Consider the following 21,264-nt stretch of genomic DNA (forward strand, 5'->3'; position numbering starts at 1 on the left):
TCAGGCTCCCTGGGCTCCCTGCTCCGGTAGTCGAAGCGGAATCATGTCGCGCGGGGCCATCGGTGCCTTGCCGCGTACGACGACGACCTGTGCCAGCGCCTGCAGCAGCGGACCGGCGACCTGCGGCTCTCCCGCGGCCCTGCCGATCAGCGTGCCACGCAGGAACCAGCGCGGCCCGTCGATTCCCATGATCCTTGATACCTGGCTAGCCTGGGAGCCGTCGGGCGCGCGAACCGGGACGATCACCTTCAGCTCGGTGCCGTACGGCCCGCGGTTCTCGGTGACGACGCCGTTGCGGCGGCTGGTCTCCGACGAGATCTCCTTGCGGAGCTCGTCCCACAGTCCCGAGCTGCGCGGGGCGGCGAACGCCCGCAGCTCCAGCGCCGAGTCGTCCATCACCAGCAGCGCGGCGACGACGGTCTGGCTCGCCTCGTCGATCTGCAGCCGCAGTTCCATGCCCGGCAGTGGCGTGATCACGAGCCCACCGAGGTCGATCCGGTGCTGCGACTCGTCGGAGATGTCGATCTCCGAGACGTCGTAGGGGCCGGGGTGGTCGGGCTGCTTCGGCGGGCGCGGACGGTCGTGGCCGCCGCCAGTCAGATGAGCGTACGGGTCGGCCTCCTCGCGCTCGCGCCGCCGGCGGCCGCGCTTGCGGTACTGCTCCTCGAGCTGTTCGGAGTACTCCGGCTTCTCAGACTTGCGGAAGATCACGACCGCGCCCCCTCTGGCTTCGCCTGTGCTTCCTTGGTACCAAATCCCCCGCTGCTCCCAAAGCCGTTGGCACCCCGGATGGATCCGGGCAGCGTGTCGACCTCGACGAACCGGGCGTGTTCGACGCGCTGGACGACCAGCTGCGCGATCCGGTCGCCGGGATGCAGCTCGACCGGCGTCTTCGGGTCGAGGTTGACCAGGATGATCTTCAGCTCGCCGCGGTAGCCGGCATCGACGGTGCCGGGCGTGTTGACGATCGAGACGCCACAGCGGGCGGCCAGGCCGGAACGCGGGTGGACGAACGCGGCATAGCCGTTCGGAAGCGCGATGGCGATGCCGGTCGGCACCACGGCTCGCTCACCGGGCTGCAGGGTCACCTCGATCGTCGACACCAGGTCCGCGCCCGCGTCACCTGGATGGGCATAGCTCGGAATCGGGACGTCCGGATCGAGGCGGTTGAACAGCACCGGAACGTCGTCGTGGTCACTACCGCTGGTCACGGGGTCCGACCTTATCTCTAGAGAATATTTGCGCGCTGAGTGCCACATCTGGAGCTTGAGGGTAGGGCAAGGTAGATCCAAGCTGAGGAGGTTGTCGATGTCTGCTGCGGGCAAGGTCGGCTGGATGGTCGTGCGTACCGTGAGCACCGTAGTCGCTGTGACGCTGACCAAGAAGGCATTGGACGGCAGCTGGCGATTCGTCACGGGCAAGGAGCCGCCGGAGAAGAAGCCGGCCGGAAATCCGGATGCGCACCTGGCGGAAACTCTCGTCTGGGTCGGCGCCAGCGCCATTGGGATCGCCGCGGCGCAGCTTGTCGCCACGAAGGTGGCCGCCAACCGCTGGCAGGCCTGGACCGGCGAGCTGCCGCCCGGGCCCAAGGAGTCCAAGGAGTCCAAGCCGAAGAACACCAAGCCGGGCAACTCGCTGGTGCTCGCCGGAGAAAAAGGCAAGGCGAAGGCCGGCAAGGCGGGCAAAGCCGTCAAGCGCAAGGCCCGCAAGCTCGCCAAGCACTAGAGGTGCCCCGGCGCGCATCCGCCTCGGGCATGCCAAACGCGCCCACCGCATGGAGGTGGCGGCAGGGTCGCCCCTGCTGTCAACCTCCACGTGCGATGGACGCGTTGTTCTTGTTCGTCCGGACCCCGCCCCTGGGCCCTTTCACCCGCATGCCACGAAGATCGTGGTACGGAAAGCTTTCAGGCGGCGCAGTCCATGCAGACCAACTGACCGTTCTTCTCACTGGCGAGCTGGCTGCGGTGGTGAACAAGGAAACAGCGCGAGCACGTGAACTCATCGGCCTGGCGGGGTAGCACTCGTACCGAGAGTTCCTCATTGGACAAGTCGGCACCGGGCAGCTCGAACGTCTCGGCCACTTCGGCCTCGTCGACGTCGACCTTTCCGGAATTCTTGTCCATCCGCCGCGCCTTGAGCTCCTCGATACTGTCCTCGGAGAGCTCTTCCTCGGTTTTGCGAGGCGCGTCGTAGTCGGTGGCCATCGTCCCTCTTCCCCTGGCTTACGCGGTATCGCGGTCGCACAACTTTGTGCGGGTCGTGCTGGCTGCAGGTGGTTCGCCGACCTTGGCCGCCCCATGGCCCTCAACCGGCCGCACACGCCTGCTGTCGTGCACCTAACGCTCAACGAAGCGAACTTGTGCCCGATCCAGCGGGCAGATTTTGCCCTATCCGATCGCGCGATGCCGCAACCTTGCCCGCGTGTCGCGTGGGTAACCCCGGATCTACGCAGACGGGAGGTTTTCGACCTCGCGGAACCGGCCTCCACCAGGTGTCGAGCCCAGGTCCTCCCCCCGAGCGAGGCTGAACTGTACCCGAGGAGGACAAATCTGCCCAGTCGGCTCTGCGAAACTACTGAGCGTGCTGGAACTTCGAGGCGTGACCAAGCGGTACGGCGACCTGCTCGCCGTCGACGGGCTCGATCTGACGATCGAACCCGGTCAGATGTTCGGCTTCGTCGGTACGAACGGTGCCGGCAAGACCACCACCATGCGGATCATCATGGGCGTGCTCGCCCAGGACGCCGGAACGATCACCTGGCAGGGCCGCCGGGCGGGTTCCGATGCAAGGCGCGGCTTCGGCTACATGCCGGAGGAACGCGGCCTCTATCCCAAGATGCGGATTCGCGACCAGTTGATCTACCTCGCCGAACTGCGAGGCGCGCCCGCCAGGGCCGCCGAGCAGGCCACCGACGAGCTGCTCGGCGAGTTCGGCCTGTCGGACCGGGCCCGTGACCGGGTGGAGCAGCTCTCGCTCGGCAACCAGCAGCGGGTCCAGCTGGCGGCCGCCCTCGTCCACGACCCGACGTTCCTGGTGCTCGACGAGCCGTTCTCCGGCCTCGACCCGGTGGGCGTCGACGCGCTGGCCCACATCCTCGACCAGCGCGTACGGCGAGGCGTCGGCGTGCTGTTCTCCAGTCACCAGCTCGACCTGGTGGAGCGGCTCTGCGACGCCGTCGGCATCATCCGCGCCGGCCGGATCGTCGCGACCGGCACAGTGGAGGAGCTGCGGACCAAGGACCGGCCGCGGCAGTACCGCGTGGTGCTCGACGCACCCGCCTGGACCGTCGACGTACCGGGCGTGCACGTGCTCGACCAGAGCCGCAACAACGGCTCCGGGCTGATCACGATCACCGAGCTGACCGAGGCCGCCGACGAGCAGGTGCTGCTGGACGCCGCACGTACGGCGGGCCGGGTCGCGGAGTTCCGGCCGATCCAGCCGACGCTGGCCGAGCTGTTCCGTTCGGTCGTCTCCGAAGAGAACGTTCCGGCTCCGGAAAGGACCGTCGCATGAGTGCCCCACTGTCCCAGGGCGCGGCGATCCGCCTGGTCGCCCGCCGCGAGCTGCGGGAGCGCCTGCGCGACCGGTCGTTCGTCGTCTCGACGCTGATCACGGTGGCGATCCTCGCGGCCGTGCTGTTCCTGCCGAGGCTGTTCGGCGGCGACGACACGTACCAGGTCGCCTACGCCGGCCCGCGGGCCGACACGATGCAGACGGTCGCCGACGCGGCCGCGAAGCAGTCGGGCATCACGCTCGAGCGCACCCGCCTGGAGGACGAGGCACAGGCGCGTACGGCGCTGGAGAGCGGCGACCTCGACGCCTACATCACGAGCGACAAGGTCGTGGTGAAGAAGGACCTCGACACCGACCTCGGCCTGGTACTGCAGACCGCGCACCAGCAGGTCATGACCGGCGGACAGCAGGTCAAGCCGCTGGCCGTCGAGAGCGTCGACCCCGTCGACCCGGCGGCCGAGCAGCGCGGTCAGGTGGCGTTCGTCGGCGCGATCCTGCTCTACGGCCAGATCCTCGGCTACTGCATGTGGGTCGCGTTCGGCGTGGTCGAGGAGAAGTCGTCGCGGGTCGTCGAGCTCATCCTCTCGGCGGTGCCGACCAAGGCGCTGCTCGCCGGCAAGATTCTCGGCATCGGCCTGCTCGGGCTGCTGCAGTTGGTCATCATCGCGGCGTTCGGCCTCACGATCGGCGACGTGACCGGCATGCTCACCGTCGACACCAACCTGCTGATACCTGTCGGGTACGTCTTCGCGTGGTTCGTCCTGGGCTACGCGTTCTACAGCTCGGTGTTCGCCGCCACAGCGGCGCGGGTGTCGCGTCAGGAGGAGCTGCAGAACGTCATCGGGCCGCTGAACATGCTCGTGATGGTCTCGTTCTTCGCGACGTTCTACGTCAACTCCAACCCCGACAGCTGGGTCTCCCGCCTCCTCGGCGTCGTGCCGCCGTTCTCGGCGCTGGCCTCCCCCGTCCGGATGGCCCGCGGTTCGGCGCCCTGGTGGGAGCTGCTTCTTGCGATGGGCCTGATGATCGCCGCGATCGCCGCACTGATCACGATCGGCGGCCGGATCTACGAAGGCGCGGTCCTGCGGATGGGCGCCAAGGTCAGCGTCAAGGACGCCTGGCGCACTGCCCGTACGTAATCCAGACACCACGCATCGCTGCCGGAAGTGCCGGATGGGACTGGTCCCAGCCGGCGCTTCCTACTCTCCAGTACGTGTTGGCGGACAAGGTGCGTGAGATCGACAACGTGCGGGCGCGGGTGGTGCTGGCACTCGAGGACTACATCGCGCTGTCGGACCGGATGCGGAGGCTCGAGGCCGCGTTCAGCGTTCAGGTGCTGCACACCGCCGCGCGGTTGCACGAGACGATCGCGCGGCGGAGGACGTTGGAGGCGGAGTACGAGCGGATCCGCGGCAAGCTGGAGCGCGGTGGCTATGCGAGCGCCGAGGCGCTCTATGAAGAGGTGTGCGAGGCCCTGGTCACGGTCGAGACCGAGCATCCCGACGGCGACGAAGCCGGAGCCGAGCCGCAATCTGGAGCCGAAGGCGACGCCGCCGCGCCGGACACCTCCGGCGCGTTCGACCGGTCCGCGCTCGCAGAGGACGAGAAGGAGCTGGACGCGGCCGTCAAGGCACGGATCGTCCGCGACTTCAAGCGGATCGTGCTGCCGAACGTCCACGCCGACACCTCCGACACGCCCTACGCCGTCTTCGACGTCGCGCACTCCGCCTACAAGGCCAGGGACTACACGCTGATGGAGGCGTTCGTCATCCGGTTCCGGATCCTGCCGGATCAGGAGGTGTGCTCGCACCTCGCGCAGTACCTCGCCGCCGAACGCAGGCTCGACCGGCGGCTGCGCACGCTTCGGCAGGCGGCGACGTTCGACGAGCTCAACGACACCGAGGAGGCCGCCAACCAGCGGATGCGGCAGCAGAGCGAGGAGTTCCGCCGCGCCATCGACGAGGAGTGCGAGCGGCTCGCCGAGGTCCGCGGTGCACTGCGGGCGCTGCTCCACGGCCAGGACGGAGCCCGTCGATGACCGAGCCGGACGACTCGTCCCGCCGGCCGGCGGCGTCGGCCCCGGTCCCGTCCCCGGCCTCGCCGGCTCCCGGCCGTCAGACCGTACGCGACCTGATGCGGCGGTTCCTGGAGCAGGCCGACCAGGACGAGACGCTCGAGTGGGAGTCGTTCACAACGGCCGACGGCCTGCCACACAACTGGATCTACGACCTGTTCCAGGACTCCGCCGGCCGGATCTGGGTCGGCACCTGGGGCGGCGGCCTCGCGAAGTACGAGCCGAACAAGGGGCACGGCGGCTGGACCACCTACAACCGGCGGCACGGCCTGGCCAGCAACGCGGTGACCTGCATCCGCGAGGACGCCGCGAACCGGATCTGGGTCGCCACGGACGCGGGCCTGAACCGGCTGGAGGGCGAGCGGTTCGTCGACGCCGGCCTGAAGGGCACGAGCATCCTCAACATCCACTTCGACCAGTCGCAGCGGCTGTGGGCGGGCTGCTGGCGCGCGGCCTGGTCCGGCGGTGGGCTGCACCGGTTCGACGGTACGGACTGGCGGTCGTTCAGCAAGCGGGACGGCCTGCCGAGCCGCGAGATCCTGAAGGTGTTCGAGGACTCCCGCGGCCGGATCTGGGTCGGGACGTACGAGCACGGCCAGGGCGCCGGCGTCGGCTGCTGGGACGGCTCGCGCTGGCGCCGCTACACCCGCGACGACGGCCTGATCGACGACTGCGTCTACTCGATGTTCGAGGACCCCGACGGCCGGATGTGGTTCGGCACGATCAACGGCGTCTCGATCCTCGACGGCGACACGTGGTACCGCCTGACGACGCTGGACGGCCTGGTCAACGAGCGCGTCTACGCCATGCTGATCGACGCGAGCAAGACCATGTGGTTCGGCACGGAGGGCGGCGTCAGCCGCTACGACGGGACGACGTGGCAGTCGTACACGAAACAGAACGGTCTGGTCGAGGACCTGGTGCGCGCGATCATGCAGGACCGGGACGGCGACCTGTGGTTCGGCACGTACCCGTACGCCAACGGCAGGGGCGGCATCAGCCGGGCCGGCAAGCCCACCGCCCGGCTCAGCATCGAGGACCGTGCCCGCCGCTACCTCTCCCCCGGCGAAGGCGCCGGCCGCGAGCTCAACCCTCCGCCGGACGCAACGTAGCGGCGTACGACTCCACGACCTCGGCCAGCTCGGGGAACGCCAGCACAGTCTGGTTCCGGGAAGCCCCCGGTTCCGAGCCCTGAGTGTCCGACCCGCCGGAGGCAACCCACAACGGCAACGCGCCGCGAGACAACACGAGCTCCGACTCAGGGCCGGTTGGCCCTTGAAATATAGCGATGCCCGCCCCGTGGCGCCTTCGTCCACGGGAGCGGGCATCGACCATCGACCGCTAACGGTCTGGTCCGGTGGATCAGACCGCTTCGAGCTTGCCCTGCAGCATCAGCAGGATGGTGAAGTTGTCGGCGTACGGCGAGTTCATCAGGATCGGGTCGCCGTCCTTCGGCCACGACTTGACCCGTACGCCTTCGACGCACGCGTTGTTGCCGTAGCGCTCGAACAGCGGCAGGATCGGCAGCGTCTCGTTGAAGATCACGCCGAGCTGGCTGATCTTCGCCTTCTGCGCCGCCTCGTCGAGCCCTTCACCGGAGCTGACGACCAGCTTCTCGATGTCCACGTCACCGAAGGCCTGGGTGGAGGTCTGCAACGGGAAGTTGATGCCCTTGCCACCCTGGTTCTTGGCGATGATGTAGTTGTAGGTGAAGAAGTCGGCCGAGAACGCGAAGAACGGGTGCGGGTTGCCCGCGCCCCACGGGTGGATCGCCAGCTCGAAGTTGCCCTTGTAGACATCCGGGTCGAGCTGGGTCGACACCACGCCGCGCTGCGAGATCTCGATACCGAACTTCGTGAGCTGTTCCGCGACGTTCTTGCCGGCCGGTGCCCAGTCGGCGTAGTCGCTCGGGAACCCGAGGGTGTACTTCGCCGGCTTGCCGTCCGGCTTCGTCCACTTGCCGCCGCTCTGCTTCCAGCCCGCCTGGGTCAGCAGGTCGGTCGCCTTGGCGGTGTCGACGGGGTACTTGTTGAGCTTGGCGATGTCCCCGGCCGACATCCAGTCCTCGACCTGCAGGTCGGAGAAACCGGTCATGTTGACGACGCCCTTGCCGGACTCGCCGAGCGAGACCTTGCCGTTGGCGTTGCGGTCGATGACGTACGCCAGGGCCTGCCGCGCCCGGACGTCCTTGAACTCCGGAACCTTGTCGAGGCTGAAGAACAGCGCGGGACCGGAGTAGACCGGAGGCCGGATGATCCGGATGCCCACGCTCTCGAAGCCGCGCTCCTGCGCGATCGCGAAGCCGTGCGTCGCGTAGTCGACGGACTTGTTCTTCACCAGCGGCGCGATGTCGTTCGTCTCGCCCTTGAAGATGACGACCTTGTCGAACTTCACCTCGCCGGCGGCGTAGCCGGTCTTGTTCTTCACCAGGTCGAGCCGGCCGCTGGTGATCGACTTGGTGTCGATGTTGAACGGACCGCTGGCGATGATGCCGTCCGGACGCGCCTTCTGCAGGTCCTCGTTGAGCTTGGTGCCCTCGTCGCTGTCCATGTCCTTGCCGGACTTCTTCAGCGCCTTGGCCCGCTTGGCGAACTCGCCATAGGTCGCGTCGCTGTAGATGCCCTGCCGGATGATGTAGCGCTCGAGCACCGTGGCCGGGTTGCTCAGCTTGAAGACGACGGTCTGTCCGTCCTTGACCTCGATGTCGTCGACGTAGTTCCACTCGATCTGGCGCATGACCCAGCGGCACCAGAACGTCGTCTCGACATCCTTGCTGGTGATCTCCTTACCATCGGACCACTTCAGGCCCTTCTTGATGGTGTAGGTGAACGTCTTGGCCGCCTCGTCGAAGGCGAAGTTGTCGGCGAGGAGGTTGTACCACTTCTTCTCCTCCCACAGCCACATGCCGCCGGGGATGAGGAAGAGGTCCTGGAAAGCGGTCCCACCAAGGATGGAGTCGAGCACACCGCTCATCACGTTGAAGTGACCCTTGGGCGGGATCTCGTACGGCCACGCGCCGTGGAACTCCTTGGCGCCGCCTTTGTCGTTGCCTCCCGGCTTCCCGGTGCCGCCAGGCGAACCGCAGGCCGCGAGGACGACAGTGCCCGCGGCACCGAGCCCGAAGATCTCGAGAACTCGCCGGCGGGAGATCTCCCGCGCCGACGAGTCAGGTGTGGTGTTCATTCCTTTGTCGTCCTACCTAATAGAGGTCGGTGGTTTGTACTTAGCTTCTTCAGCTCTTTCCGCTACTTGGGTAGTTCGCGGTCTTTCCTGCGTTGAGACAGCTTGACCGAAATCAGTATCGCGGCGGCAAAGCCGACCCCCAGGGCTAGCGTAGCCACAGTGATGACGAATTCCGGTGTGCCAGGGCTTGGCCGTGTCCACAGCAGCAGCAAGCCGGCCACGACGGCGATGAACACCGCCATCTTGAACATGGCCTGGCCGGCGTGCTGTGGAATCACGAGGCCACCGTCTCCCCTGCCCTGGCCGCGATCCGGGCCGCCCGCTTACGCCGAGCCAGGTCCGGGTCGGCTTCGGGAACGGCTTCCAGCAACGCCTGGGTGTAGGCGTCCTGGGGGTTCTGAATGACGTCCAGCGTCGGTCCGTACTCGACGATCTTTCCGAGGTGCATCACTGCCATGTCGCCGTCGCGGCCGAAGTACTTGGCCATCGCGAGGTCGTGGGTGATGTAGAGGAATCCCACCCCCAGCTCGGTACGCAGCTTCCCGAGCATGCTGAGCAGGTTGATCCGGATCGACACGTCGAGCATCGAGGTCGCCTCGTCGGCGATGATCAGCTGCGGGTTGAGCGTGAGCGCACGGGCCACCGCGACCCGCTGGCGCTGGCCACCGGACAGCTGGTGAGGGAACTTCGAGAGGTACGTCTCGGGCGGAGTGAGTCCGACCTGGGTCAGCAGCTCCCCGCACCGCCTCCACGCCTCCGACCGGCTCTTGACCAGACCGTGCTTGCGCAGCGGCGCCGACAGGGTGCCGAAGATGTCGCGGATCGGGCTGAGCGAGGCGTACGGATCCTGGTGGACGTACTGCACGGACCTGCGGAACGTCTTGAACGCCCGCTTGTGCCCGGAGCCCCGGCCGAAGATGTCCCTGCCCTGGAACCGGACGCTGCCCTCGGTCGGCTTGAGCAGCCCGCACGCGATCTTGGCGGTCGTGCTCTTGCCGGAGCCGCTCTGCCCGACGAGGCAGAGTACGTCGCCGGCGCCGAGCTTCAACGTCACGTCGTCGACGGCCCTGATCTCGCCACGCCGGGTCTTGAAGACCTGCGTGATGTTGTCGAGCTCCAGCAGGTTCTCACCCTTGCCGGCCGGCTTGGTCGAGTCAGCCATTGGCGGACACCTCCTTGCTGTCAGCGCCCTTACCGTTGGACGCGCCGGACTCCTCGCGCTCCGCCGTCACCGTGGGAACCGCGTTGATCAGGCTCTGGGTGTAGGGATGCTGCGGCCGGTAGAAGATCTCCCGTACGTCGTCCATCTCGACGATCTCGCCGTCGTACATCGTCGCGACCCGGGTGGCGAGCTCGGCGGCCACCGCGAGGTCGTGCGACACGAAGATCATCGCGAAGTCGAGCTTCTCGTGCAGGTCGTGGATCAGGTCGACGATCCGGCGCTGGGTCAGGATGTCGAGGGCCGTCGTCGGCTCGTCCAGCAAGAGCACCTGCGGCTTCAACAGCATCGCCATCGCGATCAGCACGCGCTGGCGCATGCCGCCGGAGAGCTCGTGGGGATACGACCGCAGCACGCGATCCGGGTCGAGCTCCACCTCACGCAGCACGTCCTCGCTGCGTTCCCGGATCGAGCGCGCGGACGCCGTGCGGTCGTGCGCGCGCACCGTGTCGACCATCTGGTCCCAGACCCGCAACACGGGGTTGAAGGAGTTCATCGCGCCCTGGAACACCATCGCGCACTCGCTCCAGCGGTACTTGCGCAGCTGCGACTCCGACAGGCTCAACACGTCGGTGAGGTCGCCGCCCCGGGAGCGGTACTCGATCGTGCCCTGCGGAATCGACCCGAGCTTCGGCAGCAACCGCAGCAGGGCGAGCGCCAGCGTGGTCTTGCCGCAGCCGCTCTCGCCGATCAGCGCGATGCTCTCGCCGGGATGCAGGTCGAAGCTCACGCCCTTGACCGCGCGGTGGACGGTGCTGTTGGCGGCCTGGCCGGTGCGATACTCGACGGCCAGGTCGCGAACCTTGAGTACAGGCTCTGGCATCTCCGTCCCTCCTTAGTTGTTCCGCAGCCGCGGGTTGAGGATTTCCTCGAACGACCTCGACATCGTCACCAGGGACAGCTGCAGCAGGCAGATCGCGAGCACCGGACCCAGGGCGTAGAAGAAGCTGCTCGAGTCGTAGATCGCGCCGGTGGTGTTGGCCCAGTTGAGCATGATGCCCCAGTTCTGGCCCTCCATCGGGGCCAGGCCCAGGAGGTAGAGGCCGGCCAGGCCGTAGATCGCGCTCGTCATGCCGATCACGAAGTTCATCAGGATGAAGCTCGCCATGTTCGGCACGATCTCGGTGAGGACGATGCGGGCCGTGCCGAGGTCGAGCAGACGCGCTGCCTCGATGTACTCGCGTTCCTTCAGCGAGAACACCTGCGCTCGCACCGCTCGCAGCAGGCCGGGCCAGCCGAGCAGGCCGATGATGATGGCGAGTGCCCAGGCACTGCCGACCTGGTAGAACGCGGCCAGCACCGCCAGAAGGACGATGTGCGGAACGGTCAGCACGATGTCGGTGATCGTCACGATGACCGAGTCGAGGCGGCCGCCGACGTAGGCCGCGAGCGCACCGAAGAAGACCGCGATGGCGGTCGAGACGACCGCGGCCAGCAGCCCGATCAGGATCATCGCGCGCCCGCCGTCGATGACCTGGATCAGGATGTCCTTGCCCTCGAAGTCGGACCCGAGCGGATGCGCCAGGCTGGGCGACGCGAAGATCATGTCGGGGTTCGACGACAGGTCGGGTGTGAAGAACGGTCCGATCAGGCTGACCAGGACGATGAACGCGAACACCAGGAAGCCGATGAAACCGGTGCGGCTGCGCATCATCGAGCGCACGAAGACCCGGAAGGCCCCCGCGCTCCCCTGCTTGCCATCGGCCTCGGTGTCGGGAGTGGGCGGCTCGAACTCGGTCTGACCAGTCTGCAAAATCTGTGTCACGGCCTAGTTCTCCTTGCCTGCGATCCGGATCCGCGGGTCGACCTTGCTGTAGAGCAGGTCCGCGGCCAGGTTGGCGATGACGACCGAGATCGTGATCAGCAACAGGATTCCCTGCAGCATGGGGTAGTCGCGCCGTTGCACAGACTGCTGCAGGAGATATCCGACTCCTTGGTACTGCGTGACGGTCTCGACCAGGATCGAGCCGCCGACGACGAAGCCGAGCGACAGCACGAAGCTGGTGAACAACGGCAACATCGCGTTGCGGCCGACGTACTGGAACTGGATCCGGCGGTCGGTGAGGCCACGCGCCCGGGCAACTGTCACGTAGTCCTCACCGATCGTCTCGATCGTCGACGACTTCATCACCAGCATCCAGCCACCGAGCGAGGTCAGGATGTAGACGAAGATCGGCAGCTGCGCGTGGAACAGCGCGTCGCTGAAGAACTCGAGGTTGAACCCGACGACGACGCCCTGGGAGTAGGAGCCGCGCATCTGGTCGATCGGCAGCCAGCCGAGCTGAACGCCGAAGAACATGATGATCATGAGCGCGAGCAGGAAGTTCGGGATCGAGTGCGTCAGCGATCCGAGGAACGTCATGACGTGGTCGAAGATCCCGCCGCGCCGGTAGGCCATCGCCATGCCGATGCCGATGCCGAGCACGAAGCTGATGATCAGGGCGGTGCCGACGCTGAACAGCGTCCAGGGCAGGTACGCGCCGATCTGGTCCAGCACGGACGAGCCCGGCGAGTAGAGCGAGCTACCGAGGTCGCCGCGGACGAGACCCGTGAGGTACTCCCAGTACTGCAACAGCAGCGGCTCGTTCGGGTCGAACGAGAACAGCGCCGCGGCCTGGCCGGCGGCCTCCTGATAGGAGATGCCCTGCTCCGCGATCAACTTGTTGATATACGACTGAACGGGGTTGCCGGGTAGCAGCCGGACAAGAAAGAACGTCGCGGTCGCGACGACGTAGATGGTGAAAAGTGCCTTGAGGATGCGCCAGATCACATAGCGGACTCCGGCGGAAAGCACCGGATCTCTTCGCTGTTTGCGACCCTGCTCGCGCAGTTCCTCGGGCTCGGCCTCGATATCAGTTGCGGCCACGCTCACCTCCGAACCGCCTACGCGAATCACCGCGCGCTGCTACCTGGAAGAACAATGTCAGCACTTTCCGTATTGTTCAGCCCCGACTGGCTCGCTCAACTCCACGCCCGACGTTGTAGCGCGCAATCGAGTTGCCCGGGAACATACCTGCGGAGACCCGCTCGGGGGAAGTAGTTGGGCAAGAATGTAACCCAAACTTTCTGCCGAAAGGTGATCGGATTCTCAAGGCTGCAACCTCTTTCAATCATCGAGGCGCAACAATACGTCACTCTTGTCCGCTTTGCCCCAACCTGGCGACGTGACACGCAACAATCGCACTGCGCGCTCGAACAGGCCCCAGACGCTGGTTCGCGCAAGTGCACTGTTCGATTACGCCACGTCGTCGTCGGGCGTCTCGGGCCGAAGTATCGCTCGCGGATGTCAAAGCAGCTCGGGCCGCTCCCAGGGTTCGTCGTGTACGTGCCAGGCGAGGAACGCGAACACCGTGTCGTACCAGACCTTGGCCTGCTGGGGAGCGAGGATCCAGTGGTTCTCGTCCGGGAAGTAGAGGAACCGGTGCGGCAGGTCCGCGGGATCGCCGTCGAATCCGCGCACGAGGTCCCACCACAGCCGCAGGCCCTCGCCGATCGGAACGCGATAGTCCTTGTCGCCATGGATGACCAGCATCGGCGTCCGGATCTCACCGGCCGAAGCGTGCGGCGAGTTGCGCGCCGCGCGTTCCGGCGTGAGCTCGCGGAACCAGTGCCCCGCCAGGTCGGTCGTCGGGCCGAACTGGTCGAGCGCCCACAGGCTCGCGTGGGTGACGATCGCCTTGAACCGATCGGTGTGGCCGGCGACCCAGTTGGCCATGTAGCCGCCGAACGAGCCGCCGAGTGCCGCGGTCTTCGTCTGGTCGAGGTCGGGCCGCGCGCACGCGGTGTCGGTGATCGTCATGAGGTCGGTGTAGGGCGCGCCGCCCCACTCGCCCCAGCCCCGGGCGATGAAGCGCTCGCCATAGCCGGTTGACAGTGCGGGATCCGGGAGCAGCACGGCGTAGCCGCGCGCTGCTGCCAGCCATGGGTTCCAGCGCCAGTGCCAGCCGTTCCACGAGCTGTACGGGCCGCCGTGGATCCACAGCAGCAGCGGTGCGGGTGTCTCGGGCTTGGCAGAGTCGGGCAGAACCAGCCAGGCGCGCAGCGGAGAGCCGTCCTGCGCGGTGGCGGTGACCTCCTCGAGCCGGCCGGGCAGCTGCGGACGCTCGACCGGCGCTTGCAGGAAGACCGGCTCCTGATCCGTCTTCGTGGTGTCGAGCCGGACCGGGAGGGCCGGCGAGTCGACGGCGTTGCGCAGCGCGTAGAGATACTGCCCGCTGGGGTCGACCGCGAGGTCGGTGTAGGTGGCGTCGGCGACCAGCCGGCGAGCCTGCCCGGACGCCACGTCGACGGCGAACACCGGGTGCCGGCCGTTCTGGTCGGTGCTGAAGTAGATGGTCCGGCCGTCGCGCGACCACAGCGGCGCGCCCGGCCAGAGGTCGAGATCGGCGGCGAGCTGACGCTCCTCGGCTGGTGCGGCCGGATCGGCGTCGAGGCTGGTGAGCCACAGCGAGGTCGCGAGCGGAATGTCGTCGCGGCCGATCCGGTGGCGAAGATAGGCGACCTGGCGGCCGTCCGGCGAGATCGCCGGCGTGTCAGCGTCGTAGTCCTCGGACGTCACGAGCGTCCGGCGGTCGCCGCTCTCGGTGTCGATGGCCACCAGGTCGGCGACCAGCTCGCCACCGCGCCTGCGCCTCCTCCACGCGGTGACCACGACGCGGCCATCAGCGCTCACGTCGTACGAGACGGGAACGTCGAAGCCTGCGCGCGGGTCGGGCGTGAGGTCGCGCGGCTCGAGCCTGGGGTCGCCGGCGGCAGGGTCCGGTGCGTTCGCACTGAACAGGCGTACCTGGTCAGGGCCGAGGTCGTGGTCCCAGAAGCGGATCGGATAGGCGTCGTGCAGGATCGCGGCGACCTTGGAGTCCTTGCGCGCCTTGCGGCGTTCGGCATCGTCGTCGGCGGTCTTGGCGCCGGGCATGGTGGCCGAGGTGAAGACGATCGTCCCGCTGTCGTGGGCGACCTTCACACCGCCGATGCCGCCGGGCCGGTCGGCCAGCTCACGCGCCTCGCCGGCGCCGGCGGGCAGCAGCCAGAGGGCCGGCTTGCTGTCGTCGTCCGGCTTGCTGTCGGGGTCCGGGCGTTTGGAGATGAAGAGCAGATCGCCGCCCGGCAGGAACGCCGGGGCGCTCTCCCCCTCGGCCGAGCGGGTCAGCCGGCGCGCGGGTCCTTCGCCGGTGGGGTCGACCTCCCAGAGTGCGGTGAGGTACTTGGTGCCCTCCGGGTCGAGCTGCTGCACGGCGGTGACCAGACGCGTGCCGTCGGGAGAGAGGGCCAGGGCGGCGAGTCGCTTGATGGCGACGAAACTGTCGAGCTCGTCGAAAGGTGTCTCCACCCTCGCGAGCCTATGCGAGGTTGGCCGGATTTCAGCGCTTACAGCGCACGCCTGGCCGGTGGTGGCAGGCCGGCCGGACGACGACAGCTCACGCCGTCAGCAACGCGGTCGCGAGCTCCTCGTCGACGACGAGCGTGTGGACGAGTCCGGCGTGAACCGCGGCCAGCGTCGCCTCGGCGCGGAACGCACCAACGCTGGATGTGATGAGGTGGGGTACGCGTTTCAGCTGGGCGGCCGTGACCCCGATCACCCGGTCGTCCAACGGCGTACGCAGCGGTCGTCCAGAGGCGTCGAACAGCCGGGCCGAGACCTCGCCGCTCGCTCCGGCGGCCGCCACCGCCGCTTGCTCCTCGGCCGGGAGCAGGTCGTAGACAGCCGACGCGGACGGACGCCAGGCGCCGACCGACACCACGGCCAGGTCGATTGCAGGGCTGCGCCCGAGGACGTCCGCGATCTCGGGCTGCCGGCGCAGTCCGGCGGCGGTGCCGGCGTCGGTGACCACGAGCGGTGCGTAGATCGGATGCGCGTCGCCGCCGGCCGCCTGCGCGACCAGGCGGCTCACCTCCACCGATCCGGGCACGCCGGCCGGTGGGTAGAGCGCACCGGCGAGTTGGACGATCGTGCAGCGTGGCAGCCGGTCCAGCGCCTGCGCCATCACCGCGATGGCGGCACTCCAGGCCAGCCCGACCACCGCACCTTCGCGGACGGCTGCCGTGAGCTCGTCGGCCAGCGCCCGGCCGACGTACTCGAGCGTGGCGTGCGGCGTCGACGGCTTCGAGGCGACCACGACGACCTTGCGCAGGCCGAGCTTCTCCTGCAGCGCGGCCGACAGCTCGCGATCGCGACGTCCGGGTGCACCGATCTCGATCCGGACCAGCCCGTCGCGGCGGGCGTCCTGCAGCATCCGGGCGACCTGGAAACGGCTCAGGCCGAACGCCTTCCCGATGCTCACCTTGGCCTGGTCGCCGAGGTAGTAGCGGCGTGCCACGGCGATCCGGACTGCCACGTCGTCGCCTGACTCGACAGCTGCGCGCTCGGCTTCGGACAGCTCCTCGGCGCTCACGTCTTCCTCCCCACGTTCTTCCCGTGTTCCTGTCCACGTTCCTGCCGATGTCATGGCCGATGTCATGGCCGGTGCCGGTCACCAGCGGTTGACCTGCACGGTCGGATGAGCTTTACCATATCTCATATGAGCGAGCTGAAACGCTCAAACGAGCGCACTGCAGAGCCGGCGGTACGGCGTGCCCTCCTCGCCTCCGCGTCCGGATCGTTCCTCGAGTGGTACGACTTCTACCTGTTCGGTACGGCAGCGGGACTGATCTTTCCGCAGCTGTTCTTCCCCGAGTCGTCGCAGACCGCGGCGTTCCTGCAGTCGTTCGGCGCGTTCGCGGCAGGCTTCGTGATGCGGCCGATCGGAGCGCTGCTGTTCGGCCACTTCGGCGACCGGCTCGGCCGGCGGCGGATGCTGCTGATCACGGTCGTGCTGATGGGCGGATGCACGTTCCTGATCGGCGCGCTGCCCGACTTCGAAGCGGTCGACGTGGCCGCGCCCGCGTTGCTGATCCTGCTGCGCCTGGTGCAGGGCATCGGAATCGGCGGCGAGTTCGGCGGCGGTGCGCTGGTGGCTCTCGAGAACGCTCCGCCGGCCCGGCGCGGTGTGCTGGGCAGCGTCCACCAGATGGGCACGCCGACCGGCCTGCTGGTGGCGACCGGCGCGTTCTCGCTGGTGCAGCTGCTGCCGGCGCCCGACCTGGAGAGCTGGGGCTGGCGGGTTCCGTTCCTGCTCAGCGGCGCGTTCCTCGTGCTGGCGTTCTACATCCGGCGAAGCCTGCCCGAGACCGAGGTCTTCTGTTCGGATGCCGACCGCACGCGGAGGTTCCCGATCGTCGCGCTGCTTCGTGAGCACCCGAAGAACATCCTGCTCGCCACGGGCGCGCGGATGGCCGACGCGGTGACGTTCAACGTCATCAACGTGTTCGGAATCGCCTACGCCACAACGCAGCTCGGCCTGAGCAAGGCCATGATGCTGAACGGCTTCGTGATCGCGGCGGCCGTCGAGATCGTCGCCGTGCCGGTGATCGGGCACATCTCCGACCGGATCGGCCGGCGGCCGGTGTACATGTTCGGGATCGTCGTCTGCCTGATCACGGCGTTCGCGTACTTCCCGTTGCTGTCGACCGGGCGCACGCTCGTCGTGTGGCTGACGATCGTCGTCGCGCTGGCCGTCGGCACCGGCGCCATGTTCGCGATCCAGGGCACGTTGTTCTCGGAGCTGTTCGGCACCCGCACCCGCTACACCGGGCTCGGCGTCGCGTACCAGACCTCGGCCCTGCTCGGCGGCGCGCCGACCCCGGCGATCGCCACGCTGCTCGCGGCGGCGTTCGCCCAGTCGTACTGGCCGGTGGCCATCTACATGGCGGCGATCTGCCTGCTGAGTCTGGTCTGCGTGGCGCTGGCGGCCGAGACCTACCGCGACCATCTCACCGCTGACACCACCGGCACCGCTGGAGAGGCAGTCCGTACCGCATGACCCGCCCGACCCGCCCGAATATCGTTTTCGTCATCACCGACCAGCAGCGCTACGACACGATCGCCGCACTCGGACACGGCCACGTCGACACGCCCAACCTGGATCGCCTCGTCCGCGAAGGCACGGCGTTCACCCAGGCCTACGTGACCGCGCCGTCCTGCTCGCCGTCGCGGGCCAGCCTGTTCACCGGCGTCTATCCCCACACGTCCGGCGTGCTTCGCAACGAGGCGCTGTGGCGGCACTCGTGGGTGGAGCGCCTGGCCGACGCCGGCTACCACTGCGTCAACGTCGGCAAGATGCACACGCATCCGTGGGAGACGCCGCTCGGTTTTCACGAACGAACCGTCGTGGAGAACAAGGACCGCGACCATCCGAACGTGCCGTTCTTCCACGACCAGTGGGACAAGGCACTCTGGATCCGCGGCGAGCGCCGGCCCACTCGTACGCTCTACCGGCAACGCGCCGACTACCGCGAACGGCTGGGCGCGTTCGAGTGGTCGCTGGACGAAGACCTGCACCCGGACGTCTTCGTGGCCAACCACGCACGCTGGTGGCTCTCCAGCTATCCGGGTGACGAACCGTTCTTCCTCCAGATCGGCTTCCCCGGTCCGCATCCGCCGTACGATCCGGTGGCCCGGCACCTCGACGCCTACCGCGATCGTCCGGTCCCGCTCCCCCTGCGGTCGCCGGAGGACCTCGCCGCCCAGCCCGACGTCCTGCGCGAGCTTCGAGAACACCATCAGGCCAACGACCACGACTCCGTTGTGCACTTGGCCGATCCCACCGACGAGCAGGCCGCGCTGCAACGACGGCACTACTACGCCAACATCTCGATGATCGACGAGCAGCTCGGCCGGATCGTGCAGGCGCTGGAGGAACGCGGTGTCCTGGACAACACCGTCATCGTGTTCACCTCCGACCACGGCGACTGCCTGGGCGACCACGGGCACAGCCAGAAGTGGAACATGTACGAGGGCAGCGTCCACGTACCGGCGATCGTGTGGGGGCCGGGCCTGGTCAGGGCCGGGCAGCGGATCGACGCGCTGACTTCGATGATGGACCTCGGGCCGACCGTGCTCGAGCTCGCCGGCATCCGGCCGCCGGACTGGATGGAGGCCGAGTCCCTGCTGCCTGCCCTACGCGGCGAGCCCTGGAGCGGCCGCGAGTACGTGTTCTCCGAACACGCCCGCGACATGATCCTCACCGGCACCGAGCTGATGACGATGGTCCGGGACGCTCGCTGGAAGCTCGTGGAGTTCGTGGACTCCGAGCAGGGGCAGCTGTTCGACCTGCGGAACGACCCGCACGAGCTGACCAACCTCTGGTCCTCGGACGCGCCCTCGCCGGCGGCGGCGAAGCGGACCCTGCTCGACGTACTGTCGCACTGGCGGGCTCGAAGCGCCATTCGAACGGCGGAGATGATGCGCGCGCATCGCTGAGTCGAGCCCGCCGATCTCGTCCCGGGCGGCTGGTTCGAGCTCAGCTCGACTCGACGGCCCGCCGGACGGGATACATCTTCGTCAGGTCGCTCGGATCGCGCAGTCCGGGGATCTCGGACGCTCGCAGCAGGCGCAGCTTCTGGTCCACGGCCACGCCCAGCAGTCCGCTGCCACGGGCGTACCCGGCTCGAGATCGGTGAACAGGATCGCCCGCCGTTGCCCTTTCGGGTAACGGCCTCCCGGCTCGGTTCCAGAGGTGATGGTCAGCGGTGGCAGCGGCGCGCGCAAGCTCCCATTCGGAAGGACTGGGGAAGGAATGCGGGATGCTCGCCGTCGAGCTCAGGTCGGTCGCAGTGGTGTGTCCGGGCGTAGGGCGCCGGCCTCGTCCAGCTCGGCAAGGAGGGCGGGCACGCCGACTGTGAGCATCCTGGTCCGGACCGAGCCGAGCAGTTTGGCCATGGCGAACCCGCCGATTCCGGTGAACCCGGTGTGGTGGTAGGTGAAGCGGGTTCCCTCGGGTATGGGCTCCAGCTGGTAAAGGACGTGGCTGGGTGTCTCGCCCTCCGCGCCGGCCCAGGTGTAGCGAAGCAGCTCCCGCTCGCGTACGTCCAGCACCTCGCAGTCGACGATCCCACTCCAGCCGGGCATCGGCTTGGCGACGAACTGGAACCGGTTGCCGACCACGGGCTGGAACCCGACGGCGCGAGCGCCTTTCCCCGTCGAGGTCCAGTACGGGATCAGGTCCGGGTCGGTCATCGCCCGCCAGACCTTCACAGGCGAGTGCGGGTAGTCGCGAACGATGTGGATCTCTGCCATGGCGGCCTCCCCAACAGCCAGGATTCTGCTACTGTAAAATTACAGTAGCAGAATTTTTCTGGTGACTGAAGTAGGATGCTCACGTGGCGACAAAGGAAGCCGCTCGACCGACAGCCGTCGAAGGGTTGCGCGAGCGAAAGAAGCGCGCGATGCGCCAGCAACTGTCCGACACCGCCGCGCGGATGTTCCTCGAGCGCGGCTTCGACGCCGTCCGGGTAGCCGACGTCGGCGAGGCGTGCGGGGTGTCGGAGAAGACCGTGTTCAACTACTTCCCGAGCAAGGAGGCGCTGCTCCTGGACCGCCTCGAGGCAACGGCCGACGCGTTGCGCACGCATCTCTCGAACCCAGCGCTCCCCCCGGTCACCGCGATGCTGACGATCCTCGACCACGAACTGCGCAGCCTCGCCGCGACTCTTGCCGCCGACGCCGACCAGGACCGTGCGCTGGCGCAATACCGGAAGTTCGGCGACCTGATCCGGGACACCCCTTCGCTGCGGGCCTACCAGAGTGACACCGCGGACCGGTTCGTCGACATCGCCGCCGACGTACTCGCCACCCGGACCGGACTGCGACCCCACGACCCCGAACCCCAGATCGCCGCCGCCACCCTCCTCGGCCTGTGGCGGGTCCAGTTCCGAGCCCTCCGCACCCACGTGCGCCCCGGCCACCCACTCCCAGCCGCGATCGACGCCGTGACTCAGGAGGTCCGCCGCGCTGCGCGGCTGGTCGAGGAAGGACTGACCAACTTTCCGAAACCCCGCGAGACCACGCCGAACCACGACTGACATACGAAACCGTGGCGCGGGCCGACGAAACAGGCCACAGCAGAGGCCGATGGAAATGGGCCGTGGGCTGAAGCTCAATGAGGGCGAGCCGTGGTGCGGCCCGATGAAAGCGGGCCGTGGTGGGGACCGCGACGCAGGTGTGAGTGGCCGGTGGATTGGTGGCGGCGGCGGTTAGGACAAGGGCAGGCTCTGCCTGCCCACAAGGCAACGCAGGTGGGCGGCAGAGGCTCCAAAGTCAAGATGCTGTCTCACGGCGGCACCCGAACCCCAGCAAAGCCGAGCAAGCCTTAAGACGATGCGGTCGCCGCCGTGAGACAGCGTCTTGAGCTTGGAGGGGCCGCCCACACACAATCCGCCGCCGCCACCAATCCACCGG

20 protein-coding genes are annotated in these 21,264 nt (G+C 67.7%); 8 read left to right on the forward strand and 12 right to left on the reverse strand.

Annotation, left to right across the window (positions count from 1 at the left end):
* Nucleotides 1-711: a DUF3710 domain-containing protein gene (locus ACYVF6_RS14770; protein WP_460521354.1), complete on the reverse strand. Its 711-nt coding sequence runs from the start codon at nucleotides 709-711 to the stop codon at nucleotides 1-3.
* Nucleotides 708-1,211 (reverse strand): dUTP diphosphatase, encoded by a 504-nt coding sequence (dut, locus tag ACYVF6_RS14775; RefSeq protein ID WP_460521356.1) that lies wholly within the window; start codon nucleotides 1,209-1,211, stop codon nucleotides 708-710. Before dut ends, ACYVF6_RS14770 begins: the two co-directional genes overlap by 4 nt.
* Before the next feature lie 124 nt (nucleotides 1,212-1,335).
* On the opposite strand from dut, the gene ACYVF6_RS14780 reads away from it, so the two are divergent.
* Entirely contained in the window at nucleotides 1,336-1,725 is a 390-nt protein-coding gene (locus ACYVF6_RS14780) for a DUF4235 domain-containing protein (protein WP_460521644.1), read from the forward strand.
* Nucleotides 1,726-1,904: 179 nt separating this feature from the next.
* Here ACYVF6_RS14780 and ACYVF6_RS14785 read toward each other — a convergent pair whose 3' ends face one another.
* Nucleotides 1,905-2,204, reverse strand: a complete 300-nt coding sequence (locus ACYVF6_RS14785) for a DUF4193 domain-containing protein (RefSeq protein WP_460521358.1) — start codon at nucleotides 2,202-2,204, stop codon at nucleotides 1,905-1,907.
* A 460-nt stretch (nucleotides 2,205-2,664) separates the two neighbouring features.
* Between ACYVF6_RS14785 and ACYVF6_RS14790 the strand changes: the two genes are divergently transcribed.
* The 4 genes from ACYVF6_RS14790 to ACYVF6_RS14805 all read left to right on the forward strand — a co-directional run bounded on the left by ACYVF6_RS14790 (nucleotide 2,665) and on the right by ACYVF6_RS14805 (nucleotide 6,699).
* The gene (locus ACYVF6_RS14790) at nucleotides 2,665-3,513 is read left to right on the forward strand and encodes an ABC transporter ATP-binding protein (RefSeq protein ID WP_460521646.1); all 849 of its coding nucleotides are present in this window, start codon (nucleotides 2,665-2,667) and stop codon (nucleotides 3,511-3,513) included.
* Nucleotides 3,510-4,652 (forward strand): ABC transporter permease, encoded by a 1,143-nt coding sequence (locus ACYVF6_RS14795; protein ID WP_460521360.1) that lies wholly within the window; start codon nucleotides 3,510-3,512, stop codon nucleotides 4,650-4,652. Before ACYVF6_RS14790 ends, ACYVF6_RS14795 begins: the two co-directional genes overlap by 4 nt.
* A gap of 74 nt (nucleotides 4,653-4,726) precedes the next feature.
* The gene (locus tag ACYVF6_RS14800) at nucleotides 4,727-5,551 is read left to right on the forward strand and encodes a hypothetical protein (RefSeq protein ID WP_460521362.1); all 825 of its coding nucleotides are present in this window, start codon (nucleotides 4,727-4,729) and stop codon (nucleotides 5,549-5,551) included.
* Nucleotides 5,548-6,699, forward strand: a complete 1,152-nt coding sequence (locus ACYVF6_RS14805; protein ID WP_460521364.1) for a ligand-binding sensor domain-containing protein — start codon at nucleotides 5,548-5,550, stop codon at nucleotides 6,697-6,699. The genes ACYVF6_RS14800 and ACYVF6_RS14805 overlap by 4 nt, the downstream gene beginning before the upstream one ends.
* Before the next feature lie 250 nt (nucleotides 6,700-6,949).
* Here the strand turns inward: ACYVF6_RS14805 and ACYVF6_RS14810 are convergent, their stop codons facing one another.
* From ACYVF6_RS14810 to ACYVF6_RS14845, 8 genes are all read right to left on the reverse strand, one after another.
* Nucleotides 6,950-8,770 carry a periplasmic substrate-binding domain-containing protein gene (locus ACYVF6_RS14810; RefSeq protein WP_460521366.1) on the reverse strand — a complete coding sequence of 607 codons (1,821 nt, stop codon included), beginning with the start codon at nucleotides 8,768-8,770 and terminating at the stop codon, nucleotides 6,950-6,952.
* A gap of 62 nt (nucleotides 8,771-8,832) precedes the next feature.
* Nucleotides 8,833-9,048 carry a hypothetical protein gene (locus ACYVF6_RS14815; protein ID WP_460521368.1) on the reverse strand — a complete coding sequence of 72 codons (216 nt, stop codon included), beginning with the start codon at nucleotides 9,046-9,048 and terminating at the stop codon, nucleotides 8,833-8,835.
* Nucleotides 9,045-9,932, reverse strand: coding sequence for an ABC transporter ATP-binding protein (locus ACYVF6_RS14820; protein ID WP_460521370.1), 888 nt, complete (start codon nucleotides 9,930-9,932; stop codon nucleotides 9,045-9,047). Before ACYVF6_RS14820 ends, ACYVF6_RS14815 begins: the two co-directional genes overlap by 4 nt.
* Nucleotides 9,925-10,812 carry an ABC transporter ATP-binding protein gene (locus ACYVF6_RS14825; protein WP_460521372.1) on the reverse strand — a complete coding sequence of 296 codons (888 nt, stop codon included), beginning with the start codon at nucleotides 10,810-10,812 and terminating at the stop codon, nucleotides 9,925-9,927. Before ACYVF6_RS14825 ends, ACYVF6_RS14820 begins: the two co-directional genes overlap by 8 nt.
* 12 nt (nucleotides 10,813-10,824) lie before the next feature.
* Nucleotides 10,825-11,754 (reverse strand): ABC transporter permease, encoded by a 930-nt coding sequence (locus ACYVF6_RS14830; RefSeq protein WP_460521374.1) that lies wholly within the window; start codon nucleotides 11,752-11,754, stop codon nucleotides 10,825-10,827.
* A gap of 3 nt (nucleotides 11,755-11,757) precedes the next feature.
* The gene (locus tag ACYVF6_RS14835; RefSeq protein WP_460521376.1) at nucleotides 11,758-12,855 is read right to left on the reverse strand and encodes an ABC transporter permease; all 1,098 of its coding nucleotides are present in this window, start codon (nucleotides 12,853-12,855) and stop codon (nucleotides 11,758-11,760) included.
* 420 nt (nucleotides 12,856-13,275) lie between these two features.
* Complete coding sequence (locus ACYVF6_RS14840) at nucleotides 13,276-15,318, reverse strand: S9 family peptidase (RefSeq protein WP_460521378.1); 2,043 nt, start codon at nucleotides 15,316-15,318, stop codon at nucleotides 13,276-13,278.
* Nucleotides 15,319-15,406: 88 nt separating this feature from the next.
* On the reverse strand, nucleotides 15,407-16,381 hold the full coding sequence (locus ACYVF6_RS14845; RefSeq protein ID WP_460521380.1) for a sugar-binding transcriptional regulator: 975 nt from the start codon (nucleotides 16,379-16,381) through the stop codon (nucleotides 15,407-15,409).
* Between the two features lie 126 nt (nucleotides 16,382-16,507).
* Between ACYVF6_RS14845 and ACYVF6_RS14850 the strand changes: the two genes are divergently transcribed.
* On the forward strand, nucleotides 16,508-17,848 hold the full coding sequence (locus tag ACYVF6_RS14850) for an MFS transporter (protein WP_460521382.1): 1,341 nt from the start codon (nucleotides 16,508-16,510) through the stop codon (nucleotides 17,846-17,848).
* A complete protein-coding gene (locus ACYVF6_RS14855; protein WP_460521384.1) occupies nucleotides 17,845-19,287 on the forward strand; it encodes a sulfatase family protein in 1,443 nt (480 codons plus the stop codon). Before ACYVF6_RS14850 ends, ACYVF6_RS14855 begins: the two co-directional genes overlap by 4 nt.
* Nucleotides 19,288-19,626: 339 nt before the next feature.
* Here ACYVF6_RS14855 and ACYVF6_RS14860 read toward each other — a convergent pair whose 3' ends face one another.
* Nucleotides 19,627-20,103 (reverse strand): SRPBCC family protein, encoded by a 477-nt coding sequence (locus tag ACYVF6_RS14860; RefSeq protein ID WP_460521386.1) that lies wholly within the window; start codon nucleotides 20,101-20,103, stop codon nucleotides 19,627-19,629.
* A gap of 83 nt (nucleotides 20,104-20,186) precedes the next feature.
* Between ACYVF6_RS14860 and ACYVF6_RS14865 the strand changes: the two genes are divergently transcribed.
* Nucleotides 20,187-20,888, forward strand: coding sequence for a TetR family transcriptional regulator (locus ACYVF6_RS14865; protein WP_460521388.1), 702 nt, complete (start codon nucleotides 20,187-20,189; stop codon nucleotides 20,886-20,888).
* Nucleotides 20,889-21,264: the final 376 nt, after the last annotated feature.

This window comes from Flindersiella endophytica (genome assembly GCF_054779015.1).

What these genes read in the sequence shown, in the direction of transcription:
- ACYVF6_RS14810 (WP_460521366.1), bottom strand. Translation starts at nt 8,770, where the DNA reads ATGAACACCACACCTGACTCGTCGGCGCGGGAGATCTCCCGCCGGCGA.
- ACYVF6_RS14820 (WP_460521370.1), bottom strand. Translation starts at nt 9,932, where the DNA reads ATGGCTGACTCGACCAAGCCGGCCGGCAAGGGTGAGAACCTGCTGGAG.
- ACYVF6_RS14785 (WP_460521358.1), bottom strand. Translation starts at nt 2,204, where the DNA reads ATGGCCACCGACTACGACGCGCCTCGCAAAACCGAGGAAGAGCTCTCC.
- ACYVF6_RS14850 (WP_460521382.1), top strand. Translation starts at nt 16,508, where the DNA reads ATGAGCGAGCTGAAACGCTCAAACGAGCGCACTGCAGAGCCGGCGGTA.
- ACYVF6_RS14795 (WP_460521360.1), top strand. Translation starts at nt 3,510, where the DNA reads ATGAGTGCCCCACTGTCCCAGGGCGCGGCGATCCGCCTGGTCGCCCGC.
- ACYVF6_RS14855 (WP_460521384.1), top strand. Translation starts at nt 17,845, where the DNA reads ATGACCCGCCCGACCCGCCCGAATATCGTTTTCGTCATCACCGACCAG.
- ACYVF6_RS14780 (WP_460521644.1), top strand. Translation starts at nt 1,336, where the DNA reads ATGGTCGTGCGTACCGTGAGCACCGTAGTCGCTGTGACGCTGACCAAG.
- ACYVF6_RS14825 (WP_460521372.1), bottom strand. Translation starts at nt 10,812, where the DNA reads ATGCCAGAGCCTGTACTCAAGGTTCGCGACCTGGCCGTCGAGTATCGC.
- ACYVF6_RS14860 (WP_460521386.1), bottom strand. Translation starts at nt 20,103, where the DNA reads ATGGCAGAGATCCACATCGTTCGCGACTACCCGCACTCGCCTGTGAAG.
- ACYVF6_RS14805 (WP_460521364.1), top strand. Translation starts at nt 5,548, where the DNA reads ATGACCGAGCCGGACGACTCGTCCCGCCGGCCGGCGGCGTCGGCCCCG.
- ACYVF6_RS14790 (WP_460521646.1), top strand. Translation starts at nt 2,665, where the DNA reads ATGTTCGGCTTCGTCGGTACGAACGGTGCCGGCAAGACCACCACCATG.